Origin of the sequence: Paracoccus shandongensis (assembly GCF_017315735.1) — a bacterium.
GTDB classification, from domain to species: Bacteria; Pseudomonadota; Alphaproteobacteria; order Rhodobacterales; family Rhodobacteraceae; genus Paracoccus; species Paracoccus shandongensis.
In genome coordinates, this window is the sequence record NZ_JAFLRK010000037.1 from 1 (window position 1) to 20,949 (window position 20,949).

Consider the following 20,949-nt stretch of genomic DNA (forward strand, 5'->3'; position numbering starts at 1 on the left):
CGGGCGCCGCGGCCGCGACATCCGGCGCGGCGGCGGCGGCGGAACCGGCCGCACCCGAGGCAAGCGACGCGCCCGCCCCGATGGCCGAGGGCGCGACCACCCTTCCCAACGGCATGGACATCACCCCCGCCGCGCAGGAAAACGGCCGCTGGTACAACGCCGAGGGCATTCCGACCTTCAAGATCGAGAACGGCGTGGTGGATTTCGCGACCTTCAACGGCTTCCGCCGCTATTCCGCCGAATGCCATGTCTGCCACGGTCCCGATGGCGAGGGATCGACCTATGCCCCGGCGCTGAAGGACTCGGTGCTGCGGATGGATTACTATGACTTCCAGGAGATCGTCGCCTCGGGCAAGCAGGACGTGAACACGGCGGCGAACCTGGTGATGCCGGCGTTCGGGACCAACAAGAACGTCTGGTGCTATGTCGATGACATCTATGTCTATCTGCTGGCGCGGGGCACCGATGAACTGCCGCGCGGCCGCCCGGCGGAACGCGCCGACAAGTCCGATGACTATACGGCGCAGGAAGATTCCTGCATGTCGATGTAAGATGGGCGTGCTTCGCTGGCTGGTGGCCGCACTGGTCCTGGGCGCGGTTCCCGCCGCGGCCCAGGTGGCGGATCTGCGGTCCACCACGCAGTTCCGCGTCTGCGCCGATCCCGCCAACGCGCCGATGTCGTCGCGCGACGGGTCGGGGTTTGAAAACAAGCTGGCCCAGGCCTTTGGCGAATGGCTGGGCCTGCCCGTGACCTATACCTGGTTCCCGTCCGGCATGGGCTTCATCGCCAAGACCCTGCGCGAGGGGAAATGCGACGTGGTCATGGGCTATGCCCAGGGCGACGAGCTGGTGCAGAACACCAACCACTACTACACCTCGGTCTTCGGGATCGTGACCCGCAGGGACAGCGATCTGGCCGCGGTCGACCGCCTGACGGATCCGGCGCTGAAGGGCCATCCCATCGGCGTCGTCGCCGGATCGCCGCCCGCCACGATCATGGCCCATGCGGGGCTGGCCAAGGACATGCGCGGCGCCGACCTGTTCGTGGACCGCCGCGTCAAGGATCCTGTGGGCGACCTGATCGCGGGCGTCAAGGACGGCACGCTGGACGCCGCCGTGCTGTGGGGGCCCCTGGCCGGGCCGCGCGTCAAGGACGATCCCGACCTGCAGTTCACGCCGCTGCTGAAGGAAACCGGGGGGCCCAAGATGTTCTACCGCATCACCATGGGGGTGCGGCTGCCGGAACAGGAATGGAAGCGGCAACTCAACAGCCTGATCCGCCGCCACCAGCCCGAGATCAACGCCATCCTGCGCGAAGCGGGCGTGCCCCTGGTCGATGATTACGGCAAGGAGCTGATCCAGTGATCCGCGCGGTCCTGCTGGCGCTGCTGCTGGCGGGGCCAACCGCCGCCCAGGTGCCCGAACCCGACGCCTATCGCGGCGAGCCTTACCGCGCCCCGGTCCCCGCCACCCTGCAAGGCGCCACGGTGATCGACGGGAAGCAGGCCATCCGGCTGCATGGCGAAGGCGTGCCCTTCCTGGACGTGCTGCCCCGCAAGCAGCGCCCCGAGGGCCTGCCCGAAGGCACCGTCTGGCGCGAACCCCCGCACGAGACGATCCCCGGCGCGGTCTGGCTGTGGGACACGGGTTGGGAAAACCTGGCCCCCGCCGAACAGGCCCGGCTGGAGCGCGGTTTGGCCGAGGCCACCAAGGGCGATCCCGCCGCGCCGGTGGTGATCTTCTGCCGCGCCGATTGCTGGATGAGCTGGAATGCCGCGCGCCGGGCCGTGGCCTTGGGCTATACCGCCGTCCACTGGTTTCCCGGCGGAATCGAGGGCTGGCAGGCCGCGGGCGGCGCGCCGCTGGTCAAGGCGACACCTGCCGCCCCGTGAACTGCCCGAAGGCGCGGGGGCCGGGCGGCATGTCGATTTCCGCCGTGATCTCCAGGCTTTCGGCGTCGATCAGGACCAGCGTGTCCGAATCCCAGTTGGCGACCGCCAGCGCCTTGCCGTCGGGCAGGGGGCTGATGCCCTCGGGATAATCGCCGATGGGAACCTCGGCCAGGACGGCCAGCGTGGCGGGGTCGAAGACCGTCAGCGTGCCCGCATACTGGTTGGTGACAAAGCCGCGCCCGCCCGCGAAGGCCACGGCATAGGGATGGCTGCCGGTCGGCACCTGCCCCGTCAGCCTGCCCGCGGCCGGGTCGATCACGGATACCCTGTCGCCCTGCACATCCGCCGTCCAGAACCGCCCGTCGTGGAAGGTGATGCCGAAGGGATGCGCGCCCGCCGTTTTCACGCGGTGCAGCAGCGCCCCGGTTCCCGCGTCGAAGATGCTGACCCCATCACCGTCACGATCCGCCGTCGCCACCATGCGCCCGTCATCGCTGACCGCCACTCCGGCAGGGGCAGCGCCGGTCGGCACGGCCCAGACCTGTTTCAGGTCCGGGTCCAGGCGCAGCAGCCGCGCCCCGAACCAGTCGGTCACGAACAGCCCGCCCCCCGGTGCCACGGCCAGCCCGAAGGCGCCCTCGCCCAGGGCACTGCTGTCGGTCACGCGGCCCGCCTCGTCCAGAACGACAAGCTGGCCGGTATCCGCCGCGATCACATAGGCGCGCCCCGCCGCCGGATCATAGGCCACCGGCGCGGGCTTGCCCCCGACCGGCGTCTGCGCCAGCACAAGCCCCGTTGCGGTATCGACCAGCGTGACCATCTCGGCGTTCTGGCTGGTCACAAAGGCCAAATCCCCCGCCAAGGCGGGGGAGGCCAGCATCAGCGCCAGCGCGGCAAGCCTCACTCGGCCTTGCCGAAGCGTTCGGCCAAGGCATCGAGGCCCGCCTGATAGACGCCGTTCACCGCCGCCATCGCGGCATCGTCGTTCAGGTTGGCGGGGGGATCGTTGTTGGGATAGCCGCGATAGAAGCCACCCTTCCAGGTGACCTCGGCCTTGCCGTCCTTGTCCTTGACCTGCAGGGTCGAGGAATAGTTCGTCACCGGCAGCACCTCGACCGCGACATCGGTGATCATGTACTTGTATTGCCGCTTTTCGGGGTCGATCGACATCAACTGTTCGGTGATGGTCGGATCGCCGCTGTCCGCCTTGAGGTGCAGGACGCGGGTCGACTCCTCGGGGACATCGGCGGGCGCGCCCTCGGGCGTCATTTCGGTGCGGGCAACGGCGGGGTGCCAGCTCATGTCGTCGAACCGGCCGATGACCTGCCACACCTCGTCGGGGGTGGCGTCCAGAACGACGGTCTGTTCGGTCTTCAGCCGCGCCGGTCCATGCGCATGGGCCCCCATGGCGAAGGCCAGCGTCGCGGCGACGGCCAGGCCCAGCATCCTGTGCATCATCTGCGGTATTCCCCTTGCAATTGCAGGACCGACCATGCGCCTGGCCGTGCCTTGCGTCCATAAGACCTTTGACTGATCCAAATCTTCCCGATGGCGGCGGGAACATAAACCGTCTTGTTTCAAGGCCCCCGACGACCCAACATGCGGCCAGGGAGACGCAAAATGTTCAAGGGAATCATGGGACTTCTGGCCGGTGCCTGCGCGCTGGCCGGGCCTGTCATGGGCCAGCAGCCCGAGACGCAGCAGGTCCGCGCCGCCGTGCTGCGTGTGGACGAAACCCGCCTGCCGCCGATTTCCCGGCTGGATCTGCCGCCCGCCGACCTGGGCTTTGCCGGCGCGCGGCTGGCGATCGAGGACAACGACACCACCGGCCGCTTCATGGGCCAGGATTTCGAGGCGGTCGAGGTGACGGCCACCCCTGAAACGGCGGCGGCCGAGATGGACAAGATCATCGCGGGCGGCATCCAGTTCGTCGTGGTGCTGGCCGATGACGCTACCACGCTGGCCCTAGCCGACCAGGCGGGCGACCGGGCCATGCTGCTGAACGCGCGGGCCCGGGGCGACACCCTGCGCGGGGCCGATTGCCGCTTCAACACCATCCATGTCGCGCCCAGCCATGCCATGCTGACGGACGCGCTGGCGCAGTTCCTGATGTGGAAGAACTGGCCCGACTGGCTTCTGGTCCATGGCAGCCACCCCGACGACCAGGCCCTGGCCGCCGCCTGGCGCCGGTCCGCGGCCAAGTTCGGCGCGACCATCGTCGAGGAGCGCGTCTTCACCGATACCGGCGGCGCGCGGGCCACCGATTCGGGTCATGTGCAGGTGCAGGCCCAGATGCCGGTCTTCACGCAACGCGCGCCCGATTACGACGTGCTGATCGCCGCCGACGAAAGCGACATCTTCGCCCCCTATCTGCCCTATCTGACCTGGGATCCGCGCCCCGTGGCCGGTTCCGCCGGTCTGGTGCCGCGCAGCTGGCACCCGGCGATGGAGGCCTGGGGCGGCACGCAATACCAGAACCGCTTCGAGCGCATGGCCAACCGCCCGATCCGCGAGGAGGATTACCAGGCCTGGCTCGCGCTGCGCATCGTGGGCGAGGCCGCGACGCGGACCCGGTCGGCGGACCCGGCGGAGTTGCGCCAGTTCATCCTGTCCGACCAGTTCGACGTGGCGGGCTTCAAGGGGCAAAAGCTGACGGTGCGGGACTGGGACCACCAGGTCCGCCAGCCGATCCTGCTGACGACGGGGGTGCTGACCACCTCGGTCAGTCCGCAGGACCAGTATCTGCACCAGACCAGTGCGCTCGATACCCTGGGCATCGACCGCCCCGAAACCGAATGTTCATTTTGAGAGGTTCCATGAGGCATCTTCTGACCCTCGCCGCCGTGCTGGCGGCCGAACCCGCGCTGGCCAACCGCGTCTTCGTCACCAACGAAAAGGGCAATGACGTGACCGTCCTGGACAGCGAGACGCTGGAGGTCATCGGCACCTATCCGGTCGGCAACCGCCCGCGCGGCATCACCATATCGCCTGACGGAACCGAGCTTTACGTCTGTGCCTCCGACGACAACCTGGTGCGCGTCTTCGACCCGGACACCATGGAGGAGATGCACACCCTGCCGTCCGGTCCCGACCCGGAACTGTTCGTGCTGCACCCGTCGGGCAATCCGCTTTATGTCGCGAACGAGGATGACAACCTTGTCACCGTGGTCGATGTGAAGACCAAGCAGGTGCTGGCCGAGATCCCCGTGGGGGTCGAGCCCGAGGGCATGGGCGTCAGCCCCGATGGCAAGATCGTCATCAACACCTCGGAAACGACCAACATGGCGCATTTCATCGACACCGACACGTATCAGATCGTCGCCAACGTGCTGGTGGACAGCCGTCCCCGTTTCGCCGAATACAACCACGACGGCACGAAACTGTATGTCAGCGCGGAAATCGGCGGCACGGTCAGCGTGATCGACCCGGCCACGCAAGCGATCATCGACAAGATCACCTTCGAGGTTCCGGGCGTCCTGCCCGAGGCGATCCAGCCGGTCGGCGTGCGGGTGACGAGTGACGGGAAAAAGGTCTTCGTGGCGCTCGGGCCGTCGAACCGGGTGGCGGTGATCGACGGCGAGACGGACGAGGTCAAGGACTATCTGCTGGTGGGCCAGCGCGTCTGGCAGATGGCCTTCACGCCGGACGAGAAATACCTGTTCACCACCAACGGCAATTCCAACGACGTGTCGGTGATCGACGTGGCCGCCGAAAAGGTCGTGAAATCCGTCCCCGTGGGCCAGCAGCCCTGGGGCGTCGTGGTCGCGCCGAACTGACGCGGCCCCATCCATCCATTGAAGAAGGAAATCCCATGACCCGTTTGCTGACCGTTCTGATGATCATGGCCGGCTTGACCGTTCCCGCCGCGGCCCAGGATGCCGCGACCCCCGCCGAAGGAACTGCGGCGACCGAGGCCGCCCCTGAGCCTGCTGCGGCCGAGGAGGAGGAAGGCGAGGAGGAGGAAGAAGGCGCGGCCGCCACCACCTATGACGCCAAGGGCAAGTTCGACTATGGCTTTTCCGGCATCATGGCCCGCGACAACCGCACCGATCTGGCGCCGCTGACGCTGGCCTCGGGCAAGCCGGTCGCGGGCGGGGAATACACGCTGAAATCGGGCGGCTTCTACCGCATCGCCATCAACGCCGACGGCAGCCAGGAACTCGCGCTGTCGGGCGGCGACTTCTTCCGCGCCATCTGGATCAACGAGATCGTCATCAACGACATCGAGATCCGCCCCATGGGCGTGCACAGCATCGAATTCGACAATGCGGGCACGGCGGTGATCAGCTTCATTGCGGTCACGCCGGGACGCTATACACTGTCGGTGCCCGGATCCTCGGGCGAAAGCCAGCAGGCCGTGTTCACCATCCAGTAAGGGAAAACATCATGCTGAAATCGATTCTCGGGGCCGCGCTTGTCGCCATGGCCGTGACCCCGGCCTTGGCCCAGGACGACGAAAAGGCCTCTGACCAGGACTTGGCCAGTGTGACCGAAGCCATTGCCAGGATCGGCTGCCAGCCGGGACCGGAAGGGGTCGAAAAGGAACGCGCCGACCTTTACGAGGTGGACGATGCCCAATGCGAAATCGGCCAATACGACATCAAGCTGTCCGGCGATTTCCACCATCACCAGCATGACCCTTGACTGACCGGGCCTTGGGGGCGGGCGATCCGTCTCCATCCACGGACGCGCTGCGCATCACCGGGCTGTCGCACCGCTTCGGCAGCGTTTCCGCGCTGTCGGACGTGTCGCTGAGTGTGCCGCGCGGCAGCTTCACCGCGCTGCTGGGCGTGAACGGGGCGGGCAAGACCACGCTGTTCTCGCTGGTGACGCGGCTTTACAGCAACGTGTCCGGCACGATCGAGGTCGCCGGATACGATGTCCGCCGCCAGCCCGCGCAGGCCATGGCCCGGCTGGGCGTGGTGTTTCAAAGCCGGGCGCTGGATGCCGACCTGACGGTGGCGCAGAACCTGGCCTATCACGCGGCGCTGCACGGGATCGGGCGCCGCGCCGCGCGGGATCGCATCGGCCATGTGCTGGCCCAGGTGGATCTGGAAAGCCGGGCAGGCGACCGGGTGTCGGCGCTGTCGGGCGGCCAGCAACGCCGGGCGGAAATCGCCCGCGCCCTGATCCACCGCCCCGACCTCTTGCTTCTGGACGAGGCGACGGTGGGCCTTGACGTGAAATCACGGGCCGAGGTGCTGGCCCTGACCCGCCGCCTGATCGCCTCGGAAGGGGTCTCGGCGCTCTGGGCCACGCATATCATGGACGAGATCGGGCCCGACGACGACCTGGTGATCCTGCACAAGGGCCGCGTGTTGCAGGCGGGCAGGGCGGCATCCATCGCCGGGCCATCGGGGCTGACGCAGACCTTCCTGTCGCTGACCGGGGCAGCCGCATGACCGACCGCCGCTTTCCCGCATCCGCCTGGGCCACCGCCTTCCGGGGCATCGCCTGGCGCGAAACGCTGCGCTTTGTCCAGCAGCGCGGGCGGTTCCTGGCCGCGCTGGTGCGCCCGCTGGTCTGGCTGTTCATCTTTGCCGCGGGCTTCCGCGCCGTCCTGGGCCTGTCGATCACGCCGCCCTACCAGACCTATGTCCTGTACGAGGTCTATGTGACTCCCGGCCTGGTGGCGATGATCCAGCTGTTCAACGGGATGCAGTCGTCCTTGTCGATGGTCTATGACCGGGAAACCGGGGCCATGCGCACGCTGCTGGTCAGCCCCTTCCCGCGCTGGTTCCTGCTGGGGTCCAAGCTGATGGCGGGGGTGATCGTGTCGATCATCCAGGCCTATGCCTTTCTGCTGATCGCCTGGTTCTGGGACATCCGCCCGCCCGCCTGGGGCTATGTCGCCGTCCTGCCTGCGCTGGTCCTGTCGGGCCTGATGCTGGGGGCCCTGGGGCTGTTCCTGTCCTCGGCCATCCGGCAGCTGGAGAATTTCGCGGGGGTGATGAACTTCGTGATCTTCCCGATGTTCTTCGCGTCCTCGGCGCTCTATCCGCTGTGGCGGATGAACGAAAGCTCGCCCCTGCTGCACGACATCTGCGCGGCGAACCCGTTCACCTATGCGGTGGAACTGATCCGCTTTGCGCTTTACCTTGAAATGAACTGGCTGGCCCTCGGGGTGGTCGCGGGCTGCCTGGCGCTGTTCTTCGGCGGGGCGGTCTTCATGTATGATCCCGCCAAGGGCCTGTGGGCCAGACGGAAGGAGAGGGGATGAAACGCATCCTGTTCGCGCTGATGATCGCCGCCGGGCCTGCATGGCCGGCCACCGGCACCGATCCCGACTGGCCCTGCATCCAGCGGAAACAGCCGCATCTGTCGCTGGGCCAGGTCTGGACCGGGCCGGTCCCGGATGATCGAGTGACGGAACTGGCCCGCGACCCCCGGATCGAGGCGCTGGCCGCCCGGCTGGAACAGCGCCGCCTGCCGCTGGAGGAAGCCGAGGCCATGATCGCGGACTTCGCCAAGGACGCCGACGATGCGCGCCTGACCGCGCTGATGGTGGCGGTCATGGGCAAGATCGAGCCGGACAGGTCCGCCCTGATCGACGGCATCGCCCGCTATGGCCGCAGCCAGGTTGCCATGGCCCGAAGGATCGAGGAACGCCGCGCCCGGATGGCCGAGTTGGAGGCCGCGGCAGAGCCCGATTTCGACGCCATCGACGCGGCCGAAGAAGCCCTGGACTGGGACCAGCGCGTCTTCACCGAACGCCAGCAATCGCTGACCTATGTCTGCGAAACCCCGGTGATTCTGGAACAGCGCGCCTTTGCGTTGGGACGGGCGATTGCCAGCCACCTGGGGCAATAGCCGTCGATTGGCGAAGGCCACCACCTTCGCCACGCGATGAGATCTCTGCCTAGACCGCCAGACCCATAAGGCCCAGCCAGCGATGGCCTTCGCCCTTCAGATGTCAGCGCGGCTTCGGTGCGTCCCAGGGCCGCAGTTCCGCCTCCATCCACGTCCCATGGGCGGCATTCGGAAAGACGATCCAGTCCTCGCCAAAGCGGTCGGCGTGATCCTCGGCCAGCTTGTGCTGTTCGTCCAGGGTCGCGCCCGCGAAGCAGCCGTGGAAATCGTGCAGCGTGTCGCCCAGGTGCAGGATGATGCGGTGGTCGCGTTCCACCGCCGCGCGGCGTTCCGCCTTGGGTGGGCCAAACAGCAGCACCTGGTCCGCCCGGACCTGCGGCAGGCCGAGGCGCGACAGGGTGGCGATGGTCGCCAGCTTGTTTTCCTCGAAGCGGTCGGACACATAGAAGATCGTCACGCCCAGGTCATCGGCCAAGCGGAAGAAGTCGGCGGCGCCCGGCAGCAGATGCGGCGTGCCCTCGCGTTCCCACAGTTTCCAGGTCTCGAACCCGTCCACATGCTCGCCCAGGGTCATGGCATGGGCCATGACGGCGGTGTTGTCGATGATCGTCTCGTCGATGTCGCTGACCACGGCCAGGCCCTGGCCGGTGCCGTTCGCATCCACCGCCGCGCGCAACCGCAGCGTGGCAAGCGCATAGCATTGCCGTTGCAGCGCCTTCACCTCGGCCGAGCGTTGCTGATAACGGATCGCGATGGCGCGTTCCGAGGGGTGATGGCGGCGTGCGTATTCGGTCATCGGCATGTCCCCGGTTTGACACGGCGGAAGCTAGGTCCGCCGCGCCGGAAGGTCAAACCGTGGCCTACCATTCCTCGATGACAGGTTCGGCATCCCATTCGGCCAGGGTGGCCTCGGACCAGGCGCCATAGGCGGCGTTGGGGAAGACGATCCATTCGGTCCCCCATTTGCCGGCTTCCTCGGCCACGGTGGCCTTCTGCTCCTCCAGCGGGGTCTTGCGGAAACGGGCGTCGAAGTCGTGCAGCGTGTCGCCCAGCAACAGGACGATCCGGTGATCGGCGGCCACGATCTCGCGCCGCTCGACCTTGGGCGGGCCCAGCAGCAGCACCGTCTCGGGGCTGACCTGCGGCAGGCCCAGTTCGGTCAGCGTGGCCAGCGTGTGGTCCTTCTGTTCGTCCGCGCGGTCCGAAACATAGCGGATCGCCACGCCCAGGCTGTCGGCATGGTCCAGGAATTCCCTGGCGCCGGGGATCAGCGTGGGCGTGCCGTCGCGTTCCCAGGGCAGCCAGGTGTCCCAGGCGTCATAGGTGTGGCAATCGGCCAGGTCGCGCGCCAGCAGCGGGGTGTTGTCGATCACCGTTTCATCCAGGTCGGTCACGACCGCCAGTTTGGAGGGATCGGCGGCATCCTTGACGGCGGCGTCCAGTTTCTCGGTGGCGATGTTGTAGGCCTGCAGTTGCAGCGCCCGGATTTCCGCCGATTGCTGCTGGAAGCGCAGGCCCATGGCGAACTCTGCCACCGGGCAGTCGGCGGCCGGCGCCTTGGCCTGGGCCGGGCTTGCGGGCGCGGCGGTGTCCTGCGCGGCCGCAGGGCCTGTCAGGGCCGCCAGCAGCGCGCAGCCCAGGATGGTCGTTCGTGTCATCGTCTTTCCCTCCCTTTCCTGCGGTGACGTTAAGGACACAAGGGGGCTGCGGCAATGACGGTCTGCGGGGTTCAGGCCGCAACAGTTGCGGGCAGGCGCGAGGGCGCCTCGCGCACCGGCAGATGGATCAGCGCGCTGAAGGCGCCGACGCCCACGCCCACCCACCAGACCAGCGTATAGTCGCCATAGGCGTCATACAGGCTGCCGCCCAGCCAGACGCCCAGGAAGGAGCCGATCTGGTGGGACAGGAACACGAAGCCGTAAAGCGTCCCCATGTAGCGCAGCCCATAGATATGCGCGACAAGGCCCGAGGTCAGCGGCACGGTCGCCAGCCACAGCGCACCCATCACCAGCGAAAAGACGATGACGCTGGCGGGCGTGATCGGAGCCAGGATAAAGGCCGCCGCCGCGATGGTGCGCAGCGCATAGATCCCCGCCAGCAGGTATTTCTTGGTGTATCGCTTGCCGAGCCACCCCGACAGGATCGAGCCCGCGATATTGGCCATGCCGATCAGGCTGATCGCCACCGCCCCCAGGGCCGAGGTCGTGGTGATCCCGATTGCGGCCAGCGTGCCCATGGGGCTGATCGGCCCGCACATTTCCGTCACCATGGCCGGGAAATGCGCGGTGATGAAGCCAAGCTGGTAGCCGCAGGAAAAGAAGCCCGCGAAGATCATCAGGTATGACGGGTCGCGGAAAGCGCGGTTCAGCACGCTGCCCAGGCTTTCCTCCAGTTCGTGGCGGGGGGCAGGCTTGCCGTCGCCCAGCATCGGCAGGAACAGCAGGCAGGCCAGCACCATCACGCCGAAGATCACGAACACCGTGGGCCAGGCGTAAAAGCCCAGCAGAACCTCGGCCAGGGGTGCGCCGAAGACCTGGCCCGCCGATCCGGCGGCGGTGGCGATGCCCAGGGCTAGGCTGCGGTTTTCCTCGCTGGCGGCACGTCCCACGATGGCAAGGATCACCCCGAAGCCCGTGCCCGCGATGCCGAAGCCCACCATCACCTCCAGCAGTTGCATGGTGGCGGGGGTGGTGGCGAAGGCCGTCAGGATCAGCCCCGCCGAATACAGGATCGCCCCCGTGATGATCGCCCAGCGGTCGCCCATGCGTTCGGCCAGCGCGCCGAAGACCGGCTGGCCGATCCCCCAGGCCAGGTTCTGGATGGCGATGGCCAGCGAAAACTCGGCCCGCGGCCAGCCAAAGTCGGCGGCGATGGGGATCTGGAAGACGCCGAAGCTGGCCCGCAGGGCGAAGTTGATCAGCAGGATCAGCGATCCACCGACCAGGATAGGCGTGAACAGGCGGGACTGGGGCATGGCGGAACCTGCGCGGCGAAAGGTCGCAGCCAGCGTTGGACCCACCCGCCCCGAAGATCAACCCCCCTGCCGTGATGCGACCCATCAACGCCCCTGATGGGATCGCCGCGACCGATCAGTTGCGCCGTGCCATCTCGTTGTTGATCGAGAACTTGGAGGCGGGGATGGACCCGCCCTCGCGCATCTCTCCCAGGATCACGGTGGTCTTCTGGCCGCTGTCGTCGGTCACGACCCATTGGCGCAGCTGCGTGGGCCCGCCCGTGAAGACCATCTGGATATTGCCGTATTGCGGGTTCTGCGGATCCTGCGCGGTCACGACCGTGGCGTTCTTCGATTCCGTATGCGCCGTCACCATGTTCGCGCGGCCCAGGTTCACGTTGGCGTCCAGGATGATCGACAAGGGCGTCTGCGACAGCGGGTATTGCTGCGGCCCGCCCGATTTCGGATCGAACACCGCGACGTTCCCGCCGGACGCCATGACCAGCGTGTTGTCGTTGTTGTATTCGAACCGCACGCGTCCCGGCCGCTGGATATAGACCGTCCCGGTCGAGATCGAGCCGTCGGGATTGACCTGCGTGAATTCGGCCGTCGCGGTCGTCAGGCGGTTCAGATAGCGCGACAATTCGTTCAGCGGGATCTTCTCGGCCAGGGCCGGGAAGGCAAGGCCAAGGACAAGGGCGGGCGCAAGGGCGAGGGATCTGATGTTCATGGCGCCGATCTTATCCTTTCCGTTTCGGGATGCACATCACGTCTGGCGGATGGCACGGGCGGCGAACGCTCTCACGGATGTGAGGGTTCCTGCAACGCGGCCGTTGAACGGAACGCAACGCGAACATATATTCCTGCCATGGCACCGCGAACCTTGCAACAAAAGCTTGCGATCCTGTCGGACGCGGCGAAATACGACGCCTCCTGCGCCAGCAGCGGCACGACCCGGCGCGACGCGCGGGGGGGCGGCCTGGGATCGACCGAGGGCATGGGCATCTGCCACGCCTATACCCCGGACGGGCGCTGCATCAGCCTGCTCAAGATCCTGATGACGAACTTCTGCATCTATGACTGCGCCTATTGCATCAACCGCGTCAGCAGCAACGTCGAACGCGCCCGCTTCTCGCCGGAAGAGGTCGTGACCCTGACCCTCGAATTCTATCGCCGCAACATGATCGAGGGGCTGTTCCTGTCATCCGGCATCATCCGCAGCCCGGACGAGACGATGGCCCAGATGGTCCGCATCGCCCGGACCCTGCGCGTGGATCACGGCTTCAAGGGCTATATCCACCTGAAGACCATCCCCGACGCCGCGCCCGCCCTGGTGGCCGAGGCGGGGCTTTACGCCGACCGCCTGTCGGTGAACATCGAACTGCCCCAGGACGCCAGCATCCGCGAACTGGCCCCCGAAAAGCGCCCCGAGACGATCCGCGCCGCCATGGCCGACGTGCGCCTGTCGCGCGAGGCCGCGAAGGAGAAGACCCATACCGGCAAGCGCCCGCCGCGTTTCGCGCCCGCGGGGCAATCCACGCAGATGATCATCGGCGCGGACGGGGCCACCGACCGGGACATCCTCAAGACCTCGGCCAACCTGTATTCCGGCTATGACCTGAAGCGGGTTTATTATTCCGCCTTCAGCCCGATCCCCGACGCATCCGCCGCCCTGCCGCTGGTCAAGCCGCCGCTCATGCGCGAACACCGCCTGTATCAGGCCGACTGGCTGATGCGGTTTTACGGCTTCGAGGCCGACGAGATCGGCGCCGCCCATCCCTCGGGCTTCCTGGATCTGGCGATCGACCCCAAGCTGTCCTGGGCCCTGGCGAACCGGGCGCAGTTCCCGGTCGATGTGGCGACGGCATCCAAGGAAATGCTGCTGCGCGTCCCCGGCTTCGGCACCAAGACGGTGACGCGGATCCTGGCCGCGCGGCGCAACGGGCCGGTGCGGTATGGCGACCTGCTGCGGATGGGGGCGATCATGTCGAAAGCGCGCGCCTTCGTGACGCTGCCCGACTGGCATCCCGGCGCGCTCACCGACAGCGCGTCCTTGCGCGCGCGCTTCGCGCCCAAGCCCGAACAGTTGCAACTGCTGTGATCCGCGTCGATCTGCCCCGCTTCCGGCGCTTCGATGCCTGGCGCGACGCGGCCCGGCAGTTGGCAACCAACCGCGTGGATGCGGCAAGCGTCACCTGGGCCGATGAGGATACCCCCGCCGGGCTGTTCGGCGCCGATCCCCTGCCGCCCCTCGGCCCGCATCCGGTGGCGGCCACCAGGGATTTCCTCAGCCTCGCCCAGACAGTCGCCAGCCATTCCGATCCGGAACGCTGGGCGCTGCTGTATGCCGCGCTGCTCCGCCTGCAGGACGACCGGGTCTTCATCACCAACCCCGCCGATCCGCTGACCGACCGGCTGGGGCGCATGGCGAAATCCGTGCGCCGCGACATCCACAAGATGCACGCCTTCGTGCGCTTCCACGAACTGCCGGGCGACGGCCCGCGCCGCAGCTTTGGCGCCTGGTTCGAGCCCGAGCATCTGATCCTTGAGGCCGCCGCCCCCTTCTTCGCCCGGCGCTTTGCCGACATGGACTGGCTGATCGCCACGCCCGAAGGCATCGCCCGCTTTGACGGTGCCATTACCTATGCACCCCCCGCGCCGCGCCCGGACTTTCCGGCGGATGCCGGCCACACCCTTTGGCACACCTATTTCGCCAACATCTTCAACCCGGCCCGCATCAAGACCAACGCCATGCGGTCGGAAATGCCGCGCAAATACTGGAAGAACCTGCCGGAAACGGCACTCATCCCCGCCATGCTGGCCGACGCCCCCCGCCGTGTGCAGGCGATGCGCGAAGCCGGGGCCACCACCGCGCCGGGCTTTGCCGCCAAGGTCACGGCACGCATCCGTCAGATCCCCGACGACACCCCGCCCGAAACGCTGGAGGCCGCGCGCCAGCAGGCCAGCCGCTGCACGCGCTGCGAGTTGTGCCACGCCGCGACCCAGACCGTCTGGGGAGAGGGCGATCCCACGGCCCCCCTGATGATCGTGGGCGAAGCCCCGGGCGATCACGAGGATCTGCAAGGCCGCCCCTTTGTCGGCCCGGCGGGGCAGTTGCTGCGGCAAACCATGGACCAGGCGGGGCTTGACCCCGCGCAGGCCTGGATGACCAATGCGGTGAAACATTTTAAGTTCACCCCGCGCGGCAAGCGCCGCATCCACCAGACCCCCAATGCCGGTGAAATTAAGCAATGCCGCTGGTGGCTGGATCTGGAACGCCGCCTGATCCAGCCGCGCCTGACCCTGGCCCTGGGTGCCACCGCCGCCTTTGCCCTGACCGGCAACCGCGCGCCCCTGACCCCGCGGCGCGGCACGGTGGAAACCACGCTGGACGGCGGCCCGGTGCTGATCACCTGGCACCCCAGCCTGATCCTGCGCCTGGATCCCCATCAGGCCCAGGAAGCGCAGGCCCAGTTCACCGCCGACCTGACTCAGGCTGCCCGGATAATGGCCGCCTGACGGCTCTTTCACTTTGGTCCAAATATCCTGGGGGAGTCCGCCTTGGCGGACGGGGGCAAAGCCCCCTACAACGCCCGCCCCGTCAGAAGCCTCGGCATCGGATCGACCGACAGCCCCGCCGCCTGCCGCATGAAGCCGCGCCGCAGGGCGGGCACCGCCGTGACGATCCCCATGCCAATCCCGCGCACAGCGGACAGGACCGGATTGCCGCTGGCAAACAGCCGGTTCACCCCGTCCATGCCAAGCGCAAGGCTGGTCGCGTCGAACCGCCGCCAACCTTGGTATCGTTCCAGCACCAGATCCGACCCGATATCCTCGCCCCGGCGCGCCGCATCGACCAGCACCTCGGCCAGGGCGGCCACGTCGCGCAGGCCCAGGTTCAGCCCCTGGCCCGCGATGGGATGCACGCCATGCGCCGCATCGCCGACCAGCGCCACGCGGTCCGCCACGTAACGTTCGGCCAGCGACAGGCTGAGGGGATAGGTGAAGCGCGCGCCCGCCAGTTCGATCCGGCCCAGATAGTCGCCGAAACGCGGGCGCAGCACGTCCAGGAAGGCGTCGTCGGGCAAGGCAGCGATGGCGCGGGCGTTGTCGCGGGTTTCCGACCAGACCACGCTGCTGCGGTTGCCGGGCAGGGGCAGGATCGCCAGCGGGCCGGTTTCCATGAAATACTGCTGCGCGATGCCGTCATGGGGGCGTTCATGCGCGATGGCCGCGACCAGCGCCGTCTGGCCGTAATCCCATCCCTGCCGCCGGATCCCCGCCCGCGCCGCCACCCCCGATCCGCGCCCGTCCGCGCCGACCAGCAGGCGGGCGCGCAGGCGGCGGCCGTCGGACAGCACGGCCTCGACCCCGCCCGGCGTGACCGCGTGGTCTGTCACCGACAACCCCGGCAAATGCTGCACCTTGCCCGCCATCGCCGCCAGAAGGGCGCGATACAGGAAGCGGTCCTCCAGCATGAAGCCGACCGGGCCTTCCTCGATCTCGGCGCTGTCGAAATGCAGGAAGAAGGGCGCGGCACCCTCGCCGGGCCGGCCTTGGGATGCCTTCACCTGCCGGATCGGCTGGCTGTCGGCGGCCAGCCCTTGCCACAGCCCAAGCGCCTTCAGCAGCCGTTGCGAGGCCACCGCCAGCGCATAGGCCCGCCCGTCGAAATTGTCGCCCGCCCGCGCGTCCGCCGGGCGCGGATCGACCACCGCCACGCGCAGCCCCGCCTGCGCCAGGGCCAGCGCCAGCGTGGGCCCGTTCAGCCCGCCGCCCGCGATAAGGATATCCACATCAGTCATGGCGCGGATCATGCACGGGGACGCGGGGAAGTCCATGCGGCGTCTCGTCCGCCAGCACCGCCGCCAGCCCGCTGCGGTAATCGGGGTATCGCAGCCTGACGCCCAGATCCTCCTTGATGCGCCGGTTCGAGACGCGCTTGCTGTCGGCATAGAAGGACCGCGCCATGGGTGTCATCTCGGCCTTGTCGAAGGGCACCTCGGGCGGCGGCGGCAGGCCCAGCAGGTCCGCCGCATGGGCCAGAACGTCCTGCGGCGGGGCGGGATCGTCGTCGCAGACATTGTAGGCCGTGCCCGGCGCGGGCCGGTCGAGGGAGGCCAGCAGAACCTGCGCGATGTCGGCGGCATGGATGCGCGAAAACACCTGGCCGGGCTTGATGATCCGCCGCGCGGTGCCGTTGCGGACCTTCTGAAACGGCCCGCGGCCTGGACCATAAATCCCGGCCAGCCGGAAAATGTGCAGGGGCAGCCCGGCCCCCTCGGCAAGCGCGCGCCAGTCCCCTTCGGCCCGGATGCGGGCCTGGCCCCGCGCACCAGAGGCGTCCAGGGGGCTGTCCTCGTCCACCCAATCCCCGCCCCGGTCGCCATAAACGCCGGTCGTGGACAGATAGCCCAGCCAGCGCAGCCGCGCCCCCGCCAGGTCGTCGCGGAAGGCCGCCAGCACGGGATCCCCCGCAGGTCCGGGCGCGGCGGAGACCAGGATCGCGTCCGCCGCCGCGATCTCCTCGCGCAGACGCGCGTCCTCGCCGGGCCACAGGATCGGCTCGGCACCTGCCGCAGCCACCCGGCCGGGATCGGCGCGCGTCGTGCCCGCGACAGACCAGCCGCGTTCCCGCAGCAGGGGCGTCAGGAAACCGGCGGAATAGCCATGGCCGAAAACAAGCATCTTCATGACGCCAGCGTAACGGCCCGCGCGCCCCGGCGCCAGACGCTTGCCTGCGGCGGGCGGGGCTGGCAGGGTCGGGGGAAAGCAAGGACAAGAAGAATGGACACGGATTCCCGTTACCTGCCGGTGGAAACGCCCGACGCGCCCGGCCGCCGGCAGTTCACCGACGCCGCCGCCGCCGTGGCGCAGTTGCAGCATCTTTACGCCCAGGCCACCGGCTTCCTGCTGGACCGCTTCACCCGCGCGCTGGAGGGCAACAAGCCCGTCGCCCGCTTTCGCGCCTTCTACCCCGAACTGCGCCTGACCGTGCCGACGCATCCCCAGGTCGATTCGCGCCTGTCCTTCGGCCATGTGGTGGCGCCCGGCAGCTATTCCGCGACGATCACCCGGCCCGACCTGTTCGGCAACTATCTGAAGGAACAGATCGGCCTTCTGATCCGCAACCACGGCGTGCCGGTCACGGTGGGGGTCAGCGACACGCCCATGCCCGTCCATTTCGCGGTGGCCGCGCAAAGCGACCTGGCCGTGCCGCAGGAAGGCGTGCTGGATTTCAGCCTGCGCGACATCTTCGACGTGCCGGACCTGAACACCATGAACGACGACATCGTGAACGGCGTGGCAGGCCCGATGCCCGACGGCTCGCTGCACCTGGCGGCCTTCACCGCGCAGCGCATCGACTATTCCCTGGCGCGGTTGCAGCATTACACGGCCACGGCGGCGGGGCATTTCCAGAACTTCGTGCTGTTCACCAACTATCAGTTCTACGTGGACGAGTTCGAGGCCTTCGCCCGCCGCGTCCTGGGCGACCCGGCCCTGGGCTATGACAGCTTCGTGGCCCCCGGCAACCAGGAGATCCGCGAACCCGACGCGCCCCTGGCCACGCTGGCCAAGCTGCCGCAGATGCCGACCTATCACCTGAAACGCGCGAACGGGCAGGGGATCACGCTGGTCAATATCGGCGTGGGACCGTCCAACGCCAAGACCGCGACCGACCACATCGCCGTGCTGCGCCCCCATGCCTGGCTGATGGTCGGCCATTGCGCGGGGCTGCGAAACAGCCAGCGGCTGGGCGATTTCGTCCTCGCCCATGCCTATCTGCGCGAGGATCACGTCCTGGACGCCGACCTGCCGGTCTGGATCCCGCTGCCCACCCTGTCCGAGGTGCAGGTGGCCCTGCAGGAAGCCGTGGCCGAGGTCACGCAGCTTGAAGGCTATGAACTCAAGCGCATCATGCGCACGGGCACGGTCGCCACCATCGACAACCGCAACTGGGAACTGCGCGACACGCCGATCCACCGCCTGTCGCTGGCCCGCGCGGTGGCGCTGGACATGGAAAGCGCCACCATCGCTGCCAACGGATTTCGCTTCCGGGTGCCTTACGGCACGCTTCTGTGCGTCAGCGACAAGCCGCTGCACGGCGAGTTGAAGCTGCCGGGCATGGCCACGGATTTTTACCGCACGCAGGTCGCCAACCACCTGCTGATCGGCATCCGCGCCATGGAAAAGCTGCGCGAGATGCCGTTGGAACGGATCCATTCGCGCAAGCTGCGGTCCTTCAACGAGACGGCCTTCCTGTGACCCTGCGTCAACCGGCCGGGCCGCGCCTGCTTTCCGAGGAAGCCGCGAAAAAGGCTTGAACTGTTGGGGAAAACGGTGTGTAGCAGGCGATATGCCGCAAAAGGCGCCAAGTTGGGCCCCGCAGAACCGGGCAAGAGGAGACAGATCGATGGCTACGCCTTCCGCTAAACCGATGACCAAGACCCAGCTGGTCGCCACGCTGGCCGAGGAAATGGGCTCGGACAAGAAATCGGCCACCGCCGCGCTGGACGCGATCGCCGCCGTTGTGGCCCGCGAAGTCGCCGCCGGCGGCTCGGTCACGATCCCCGGCATCGGCAAGATCGCCTGCCGCGCCCGCCCGGAACGCCAGGTCCGCAACCCGCAGACCCAGGAAATGATGACCAAGCCCGCCGACAAGCAGGTCAAGGTGACGGTCGCCAAGTCGCTGAAGGACAGCGTCAACAGCTGATCCCTGCCCTGGGGCAGAAGAACGGGCCGTGCCGCTGGGCGCGGCCTTTTTGTTTTGGCCTTCCTGCGGCAATCCGTCTCTGCTAGCCGTTCTGCATCATCTGCAGGACAGGGCCGGTTCATGGACATTCGCGCGATCCTCATGGGGGTGTTCTTCGCGGTGATGTGGGCCTCGGCCTTTACCTCGACCCGGATGATCGTGACCGAGGTGCCGCCGCTGTTCGCCCTGGCCTGGCGCTTCACCCTGTCGGGCGGCATCGGCATCCTGGTCGCGCTGATGATGGGCGAGACATGGCGCGCCCTGACGCGGGCGCAATGGCGGGCGGTGGTGATCCTGGGGCTGTGCCAGAACGCGCTGTATCTGGGCCTGAACTGGGTCGCGATGCAGTGGATCGAGGCGGGACTGGCCTCGATCATTGCCGCCACCATGCCGCTGATCGTGGCCTTCCTGGGCTGGTCGCTGCTGGGCGAACGGCTGCGGCCCCTGGGGGTCGCCGGGCTGGCCATGGGGCTTGCCGGGGTGGCGATCATCATGGGCGCGCGGCTGCAGGGCGGCAGCGACATGACCGGCATCGTGATGTGCTTTGCCGCCGCCCTGGCGCTGGCCGTGGCCACGCTGACGGTGCGAGGGGCGAGTTCGGGCGGCAACGTGATGATGATCGTGGGCCTGCAGATGCTGGTCGGCGCCGCCACCCTGTGGGTCGTCGCGCCGCTGGTCGAGGACTGGCATGTCACGCCGAACCCGCGCCTTGTGGCGGCCTTTCTTTATACGGTGATCGTGCCGGGGCTTGTGGCCACCTGGGTCTGGTTCAAGCTGGTGGGCCGCATCGGCGCGGTCCGGGCCGCGACCTTTCATTTCCTGACGCCCTTTTTCGGGGTCGCCACCGGCGCGGCTCTGCTGGGCGAGCATCTGGCGCTTGGCGACGTGATCGGCGTGGGCGTCATCATGGCGGGCATCCTGGCCGTGCAGCTGTCCAAGTCGCCCGCCCCCGTCGCCCGCCCGGTGCCCTAGGACAGTCTTTCGCCGCAGCGCCCCACCCAGTCCCTGACGGCGGGCGTCACCGGCATCGCGTCCCCAAAGAACAGGAACGGCGAGACGCAGAGCAGATCCGCCGCCGAGAACTGCTGCCCCAGCAGGAAGGGGCCGTCTGCCAATGCCTCTTCCAGCCGTTGCAGCATCGTGCCATAGTCGCGGAAGGTCGCCTGCAACGCGGGATGGTCGATCTTCAGGTGATGCAGCAGCGCCACCGGCTCGATCACGCCCTGGTAGTAGAACAGCCAGGACAGGTATGCGCCGCGCTGCGGGTGCCCGACCGGCCGGCCAAGCCCGCTGTCGGGAAAGCGGTCGGTCAGGTAAACGATGATCGCGCCCCTTTCGCGAACGTGATCGTCGCCCGCGGCCAGATAGGGCACCTTGCCCTCGGGGTGGGGGTTCTGCGGATCGGCGCTGCCGCTGCCGTCCTGGCGGGTGATCGTCACGTCCACGATATCGACCTGGTCGCGGATGTTCATCAGGCGGATCAGCGTGACGATGCTGTCCGACCGGCTTTGCGGGGCGTGATAGAGTGTCATCATGGGCTT

Annotated in this window: 24 protein-coding genes; 15 read left to right on the forward strand and 9 right to left on the reverse strand. The window is 67.8% G+C overall.

What is annotated here, in order from left to right; translation table 11 throughout:
• From JX613_RS16885 to JX613_RS16895, 3 genes are all read left to right on the forward strand, one after another.
• The coding region (locus JX613_RS16885; protein WP_419538842.1) for a c-type cytochrome, methanol metabolism-related at positions 1-551 on the forward strand (551 nt) is incomplete at its 5' end.
• 1 nt (position 552) lies between these two features.
• Positions 553-1,365, forward strand: a complete 813-nt coding sequence (locus JX613_RS16890) for a substrate-binding domain-containing protein (protein WP_207102642.1) — start codon at positions 553-555, stop codon at positions 1,363-1,365.
• The gene (locus JX613_RS16895; RefSeq protein ID WP_207102643.1) at positions 1,362-1,892 is read left to right on the forward strand and encodes a rhodanese-like domain-containing protein; all 531 of its coding nucleotides are present in this window, start codon (positions 1,362-1,364) and stop codon (positions 1,890-1,892) included. Before JX613_RS16890 ends, JX613_RS16895 begins: the two co-directional genes overlap by 4 nt.
• On the opposite strand, the gene JX613_RS16900 is transcribed toward JX613_RS16895, so the two are convergent.
• Positions 1,867-2,796: a YncE family protein gene (locus JX613_RS16900; protein ID WP_336512325.1), complete on the reverse strand. Its 930-nt coding sequence runs from the start codon at positions 2,794-2,796 to the stop codon at positions 1,867-1,869. The genes JX613_RS16895 and JX613_RS16900 overlap by 26 nt on opposite strands.
• Complete coding sequence (locus JX613_RS16905; RefSeq protein WP_207102673.1) at positions 2,793-3,347, reverse strand: SRPBCC family protein; 555 nt, start codon at positions 3,345-3,347, stop codon at positions 2,793-2,795. The genes JX613_RS16900 and JX613_RS16905 overlap by 4 nt, the downstream gene beginning before the upstream one ends.
• A gap of 165 nt (positions 3,348-3,512) precedes the next feature.
• Here JX613_RS16905 and JX613_RS16910 point away from each other — a divergent pair, with 165 nt between their 5' ends.
• From JX613_RS16910 to JX613_RS16940, 7 genes are read left to right on the forward strand one after another with little or no spacing between them, the layout of a single operon-like run.
• On the forward strand, positions 3,513-4,700 hold the full coding sequence (locus JX613_RS16910) for an ABC transporter substrate-binding protein (protein WP_419538843.1): 1,188 nt from the start codon (positions 3,513-3,515) through the stop codon (positions 4,698-4,700).
• Positions 4,701-4,708: 8 nt separating this feature from the next.
• Positions 4,709-5,668, forward strand: a complete 960-nt coding sequence (locus JX613_RS16915) for a YVTN family beta-propeller repeat protein (RefSeq protein ID WP_207102644.1) — start codon at positions 4,709-4,711, stop codon at positions 5,666-5,668.
• Positions 5,669-5,703: 35 nt separating this feature from the next.
• Complete coding sequence (locus JX613_RS16920; RefSeq protein ID WP_207102645.1) at positions 5,704-6,267, forward strand: cupredoxin domain-containing protein; 564 nt, start codon at positions 5,704-5,706, stop codon at positions 6,265-6,267.
• Positions 6,268-6,278: 11 nt separating this feature from the next.
• Positions 6,279-6,536 (forward strand): hypothetical protein, encoded by a 258-nt coding sequence (locus JX613_RS16925; protein WP_207102646.1) that lies wholly within the window; start codon positions 6,279-6,281, stop codon positions 6,534-6,536.
• On the forward strand, positions 6,533-7,294 hold the full coding sequence (locus JX613_RS16930; protein ID WP_237168658.1) for an ABC transporter ATP-binding protein: 762 nt from the start codon (positions 6,533-6,535) through the stop codon (positions 7,292-7,294). The genes JX613_RS16925 and JX613_RS16930 overlap by 4 nt, the downstream gene beginning before the upstream one ends.
• The gene (locus JX613_RS16935; protein ID WP_207102647.1) at positions 7,291-8,112 is read left to right on the forward strand and encodes an ABC transporter permease; all 822 of its coding nucleotides are present in this window, start codon (positions 7,291-7,293) and stop codon (positions 8,110-8,112) included. The genes JX613_RS16930 and JX613_RS16935 overlap by 4 nt, the downstream gene beginning before the upstream one ends.
• Positions 8,109-8,702 carry a hypothetical protein gene (locus tag JX613_RS16940; protein WP_207102648.1) on the forward strand — a complete coding sequence of 198 codons (594 nt, stop codon included), beginning with the start codon at positions 8,109-8,111 and terminating at the stop codon, positions 8,700-8,702. Before JX613_RS16935 ends, JX613_RS16940 begins: the two co-directional genes overlap by 4 nt.
• Positions 8,703-8,805: 103 nt before the next feature.
• Here the strand turns inward: JX613_RS16940 and JX613_RS16945 are convergent, their stop codons facing one another.
• The 4 genes from JX613_RS16945 to JX613_RS16960 form a co-directional block, all read right to left on the reverse strand.
• Positions 8,806-9,498: a 5'-nucleotidase, lipoprotein e(P4) family gene (locus JX613_RS16945; protein ID WP_207102649.1), complete on the reverse strand. Its 693-nt coding sequence runs from the start codon at positions 9,496-9,498 to the stop codon at positions 8,806-8,808.
• Positions 9,499-9,562: 64 nt separating this feature from the next.
• On the reverse strand, positions 9,563-10,360 hold the full coding sequence (locus JX613_RS16950) for a 5'-nucleotidase, lipoprotein e(P4) family (protein ID WP_207102650.1): 798 nt from the start codon (positions 10,358-10,360) through the stop codon (positions 9,563-9,565).
• A 71-nt stretch (positions 10,361-10,431) separates the two neighbouring features.
• Positions 10,432-11,676, reverse strand: a complete 1,245-nt coding sequence (locus JX613_RS16955) for an MFS transporter (protein WP_207102651.1) — start codon at positions 11,674-11,676, stop codon at positions 10,432-10,434.
• A gap of 115 nt (positions 11,677-11,791) precedes the next feature.
• Positions 11,792-12,385 carry a LolA family protein gene (locus JX613_RS16960; protein ID WP_207102652.1) on the reverse strand — a complete coding sequence of 198 codons (594 nt, stop codon included), beginning with the start codon at positions 12,383-12,385 and terminating at the stop codon, positions 11,792-11,794.
• A gap of 138 nt (positions 12,386-12,523) precedes the next feature.
• On the opposite strand from JX613_RS16960, the gene JX613_RS16965 reads away from it, so the two are divergent.
• Together JX613_RS16965 and JX613_RS16970 are read left to right on the forward strand one after the other, a co-directional pair.
• The gene (locus JX613_RS16965; protein ID WP_207102653.1) at positions 12,524-13,756 is read left to right on the forward strand and encodes a putative DNA modification/repair radical SAM protein; all 1,233 of its coding nucleotides are present in this window, start codon (positions 12,524-12,526) and stop codon (positions 13,754-13,756) included.
• Complete coding sequence (locus tag JX613_RS16970) at positions 13,753-15,174, forward strand: UdgX family uracil-DNA binding protein (RefSeq protein WP_207102654.1); 1,422 nt, start codon at positions 13,753-13,755, stop codon at positions 15,172-15,174. The genes JX613_RS16965 and JX613_RS16970 overlap by 4 nt, the downstream gene beginning before the upstream one ends.
• A gap of 65 nt (positions 15,175-15,239) precedes the next feature.
• On the opposite strand, the gene JX613_RS16975 is transcribed toward JX613_RS16970, so the two are convergent.
• Complete coding sequence (locus JX613_RS16975) at positions 15,240-16,460, reverse strand: UbiH/UbiF/VisC/COQ6 family ubiquinone biosynthesis hydroxylase (RefSeq protein WP_207102655.1); 1,221 nt, start codon at positions 16,458-16,460, stop codon at positions 15,240-15,242.
• Positions 16,453-17,349: an SDR family oxidoreductase gene (locus JX613_RS16980; protein ID WP_207102656.1), complete on the reverse strand. Its 897-nt coding sequence runs from the start codon at positions 17,347-17,349 to the stop codon at positions 16,453-16,455. Before JX613_RS16980 ends, JX613_RS16975 begins: the two co-directional genes overlap by 8 nt.
• Positions 17,350-17,442: 93 nt before the next feature.
• Here JX613_RS16980 and JX613_RS16985 point away from each other — a divergent pair, with 93 nt between their 5' ends.
• From JX613_RS16985 to JX613_RS16995, 3 genes are all read left to right on the forward strand, one after another.
• Positions 17,443-18,921 carry an AMP nucleosidase gene (locus JX613_RS16985; protein WP_207102657.1) on the forward strand — a complete coding sequence of 493 codons (1,479 nt, stop codon included), beginning with the start codon at positions 17,443-17,445 and terminating at the stop codon, positions 18,919-18,921.
• A 148-nt stretch (positions 18,922-19,069) separates the two neighbouring features.
• Positions 19,070-19,369, forward strand: coding sequence for an HU family DNA-binding protein (locus tag JX613_RS16990; RefSeq protein ID WP_207102658.1), 300 nt, complete (start codon positions 19,070-19,072; stop codon positions 19,367-19,369).
• Positions 19,370-19,489: 120 nt separating this feature from the next.
• Positions 19,490-20,380, forward strand: coding sequence for a DMT family transporter (locus JX613_RS16995; protein ID WP_207102659.1), 891 nt, complete (start codon positions 19,490-19,492; stop codon positions 20,378-20,380).
• Here the strand turns inward: JX613_RS16995 and JX613_RS17000 are convergent.
• Positions 20,377-20,943 (reverse strand): glutathione S-transferase family protein, encoded by a 567-nt coding sequence (locus tag JX613_RS17000; RefSeq protein ID WP_207102660.1) that lies wholly within the window; start codon positions 20,941-20,943, stop codon positions 20,377-20,379. The two genes, JX613_RS16995 and JX613_RS17000, sit on opposite strands and share 4 nt — an antisense overlap.
• Between the last annotated feature and the right edge of the window lie 6 nt (positions 20,944-20,949).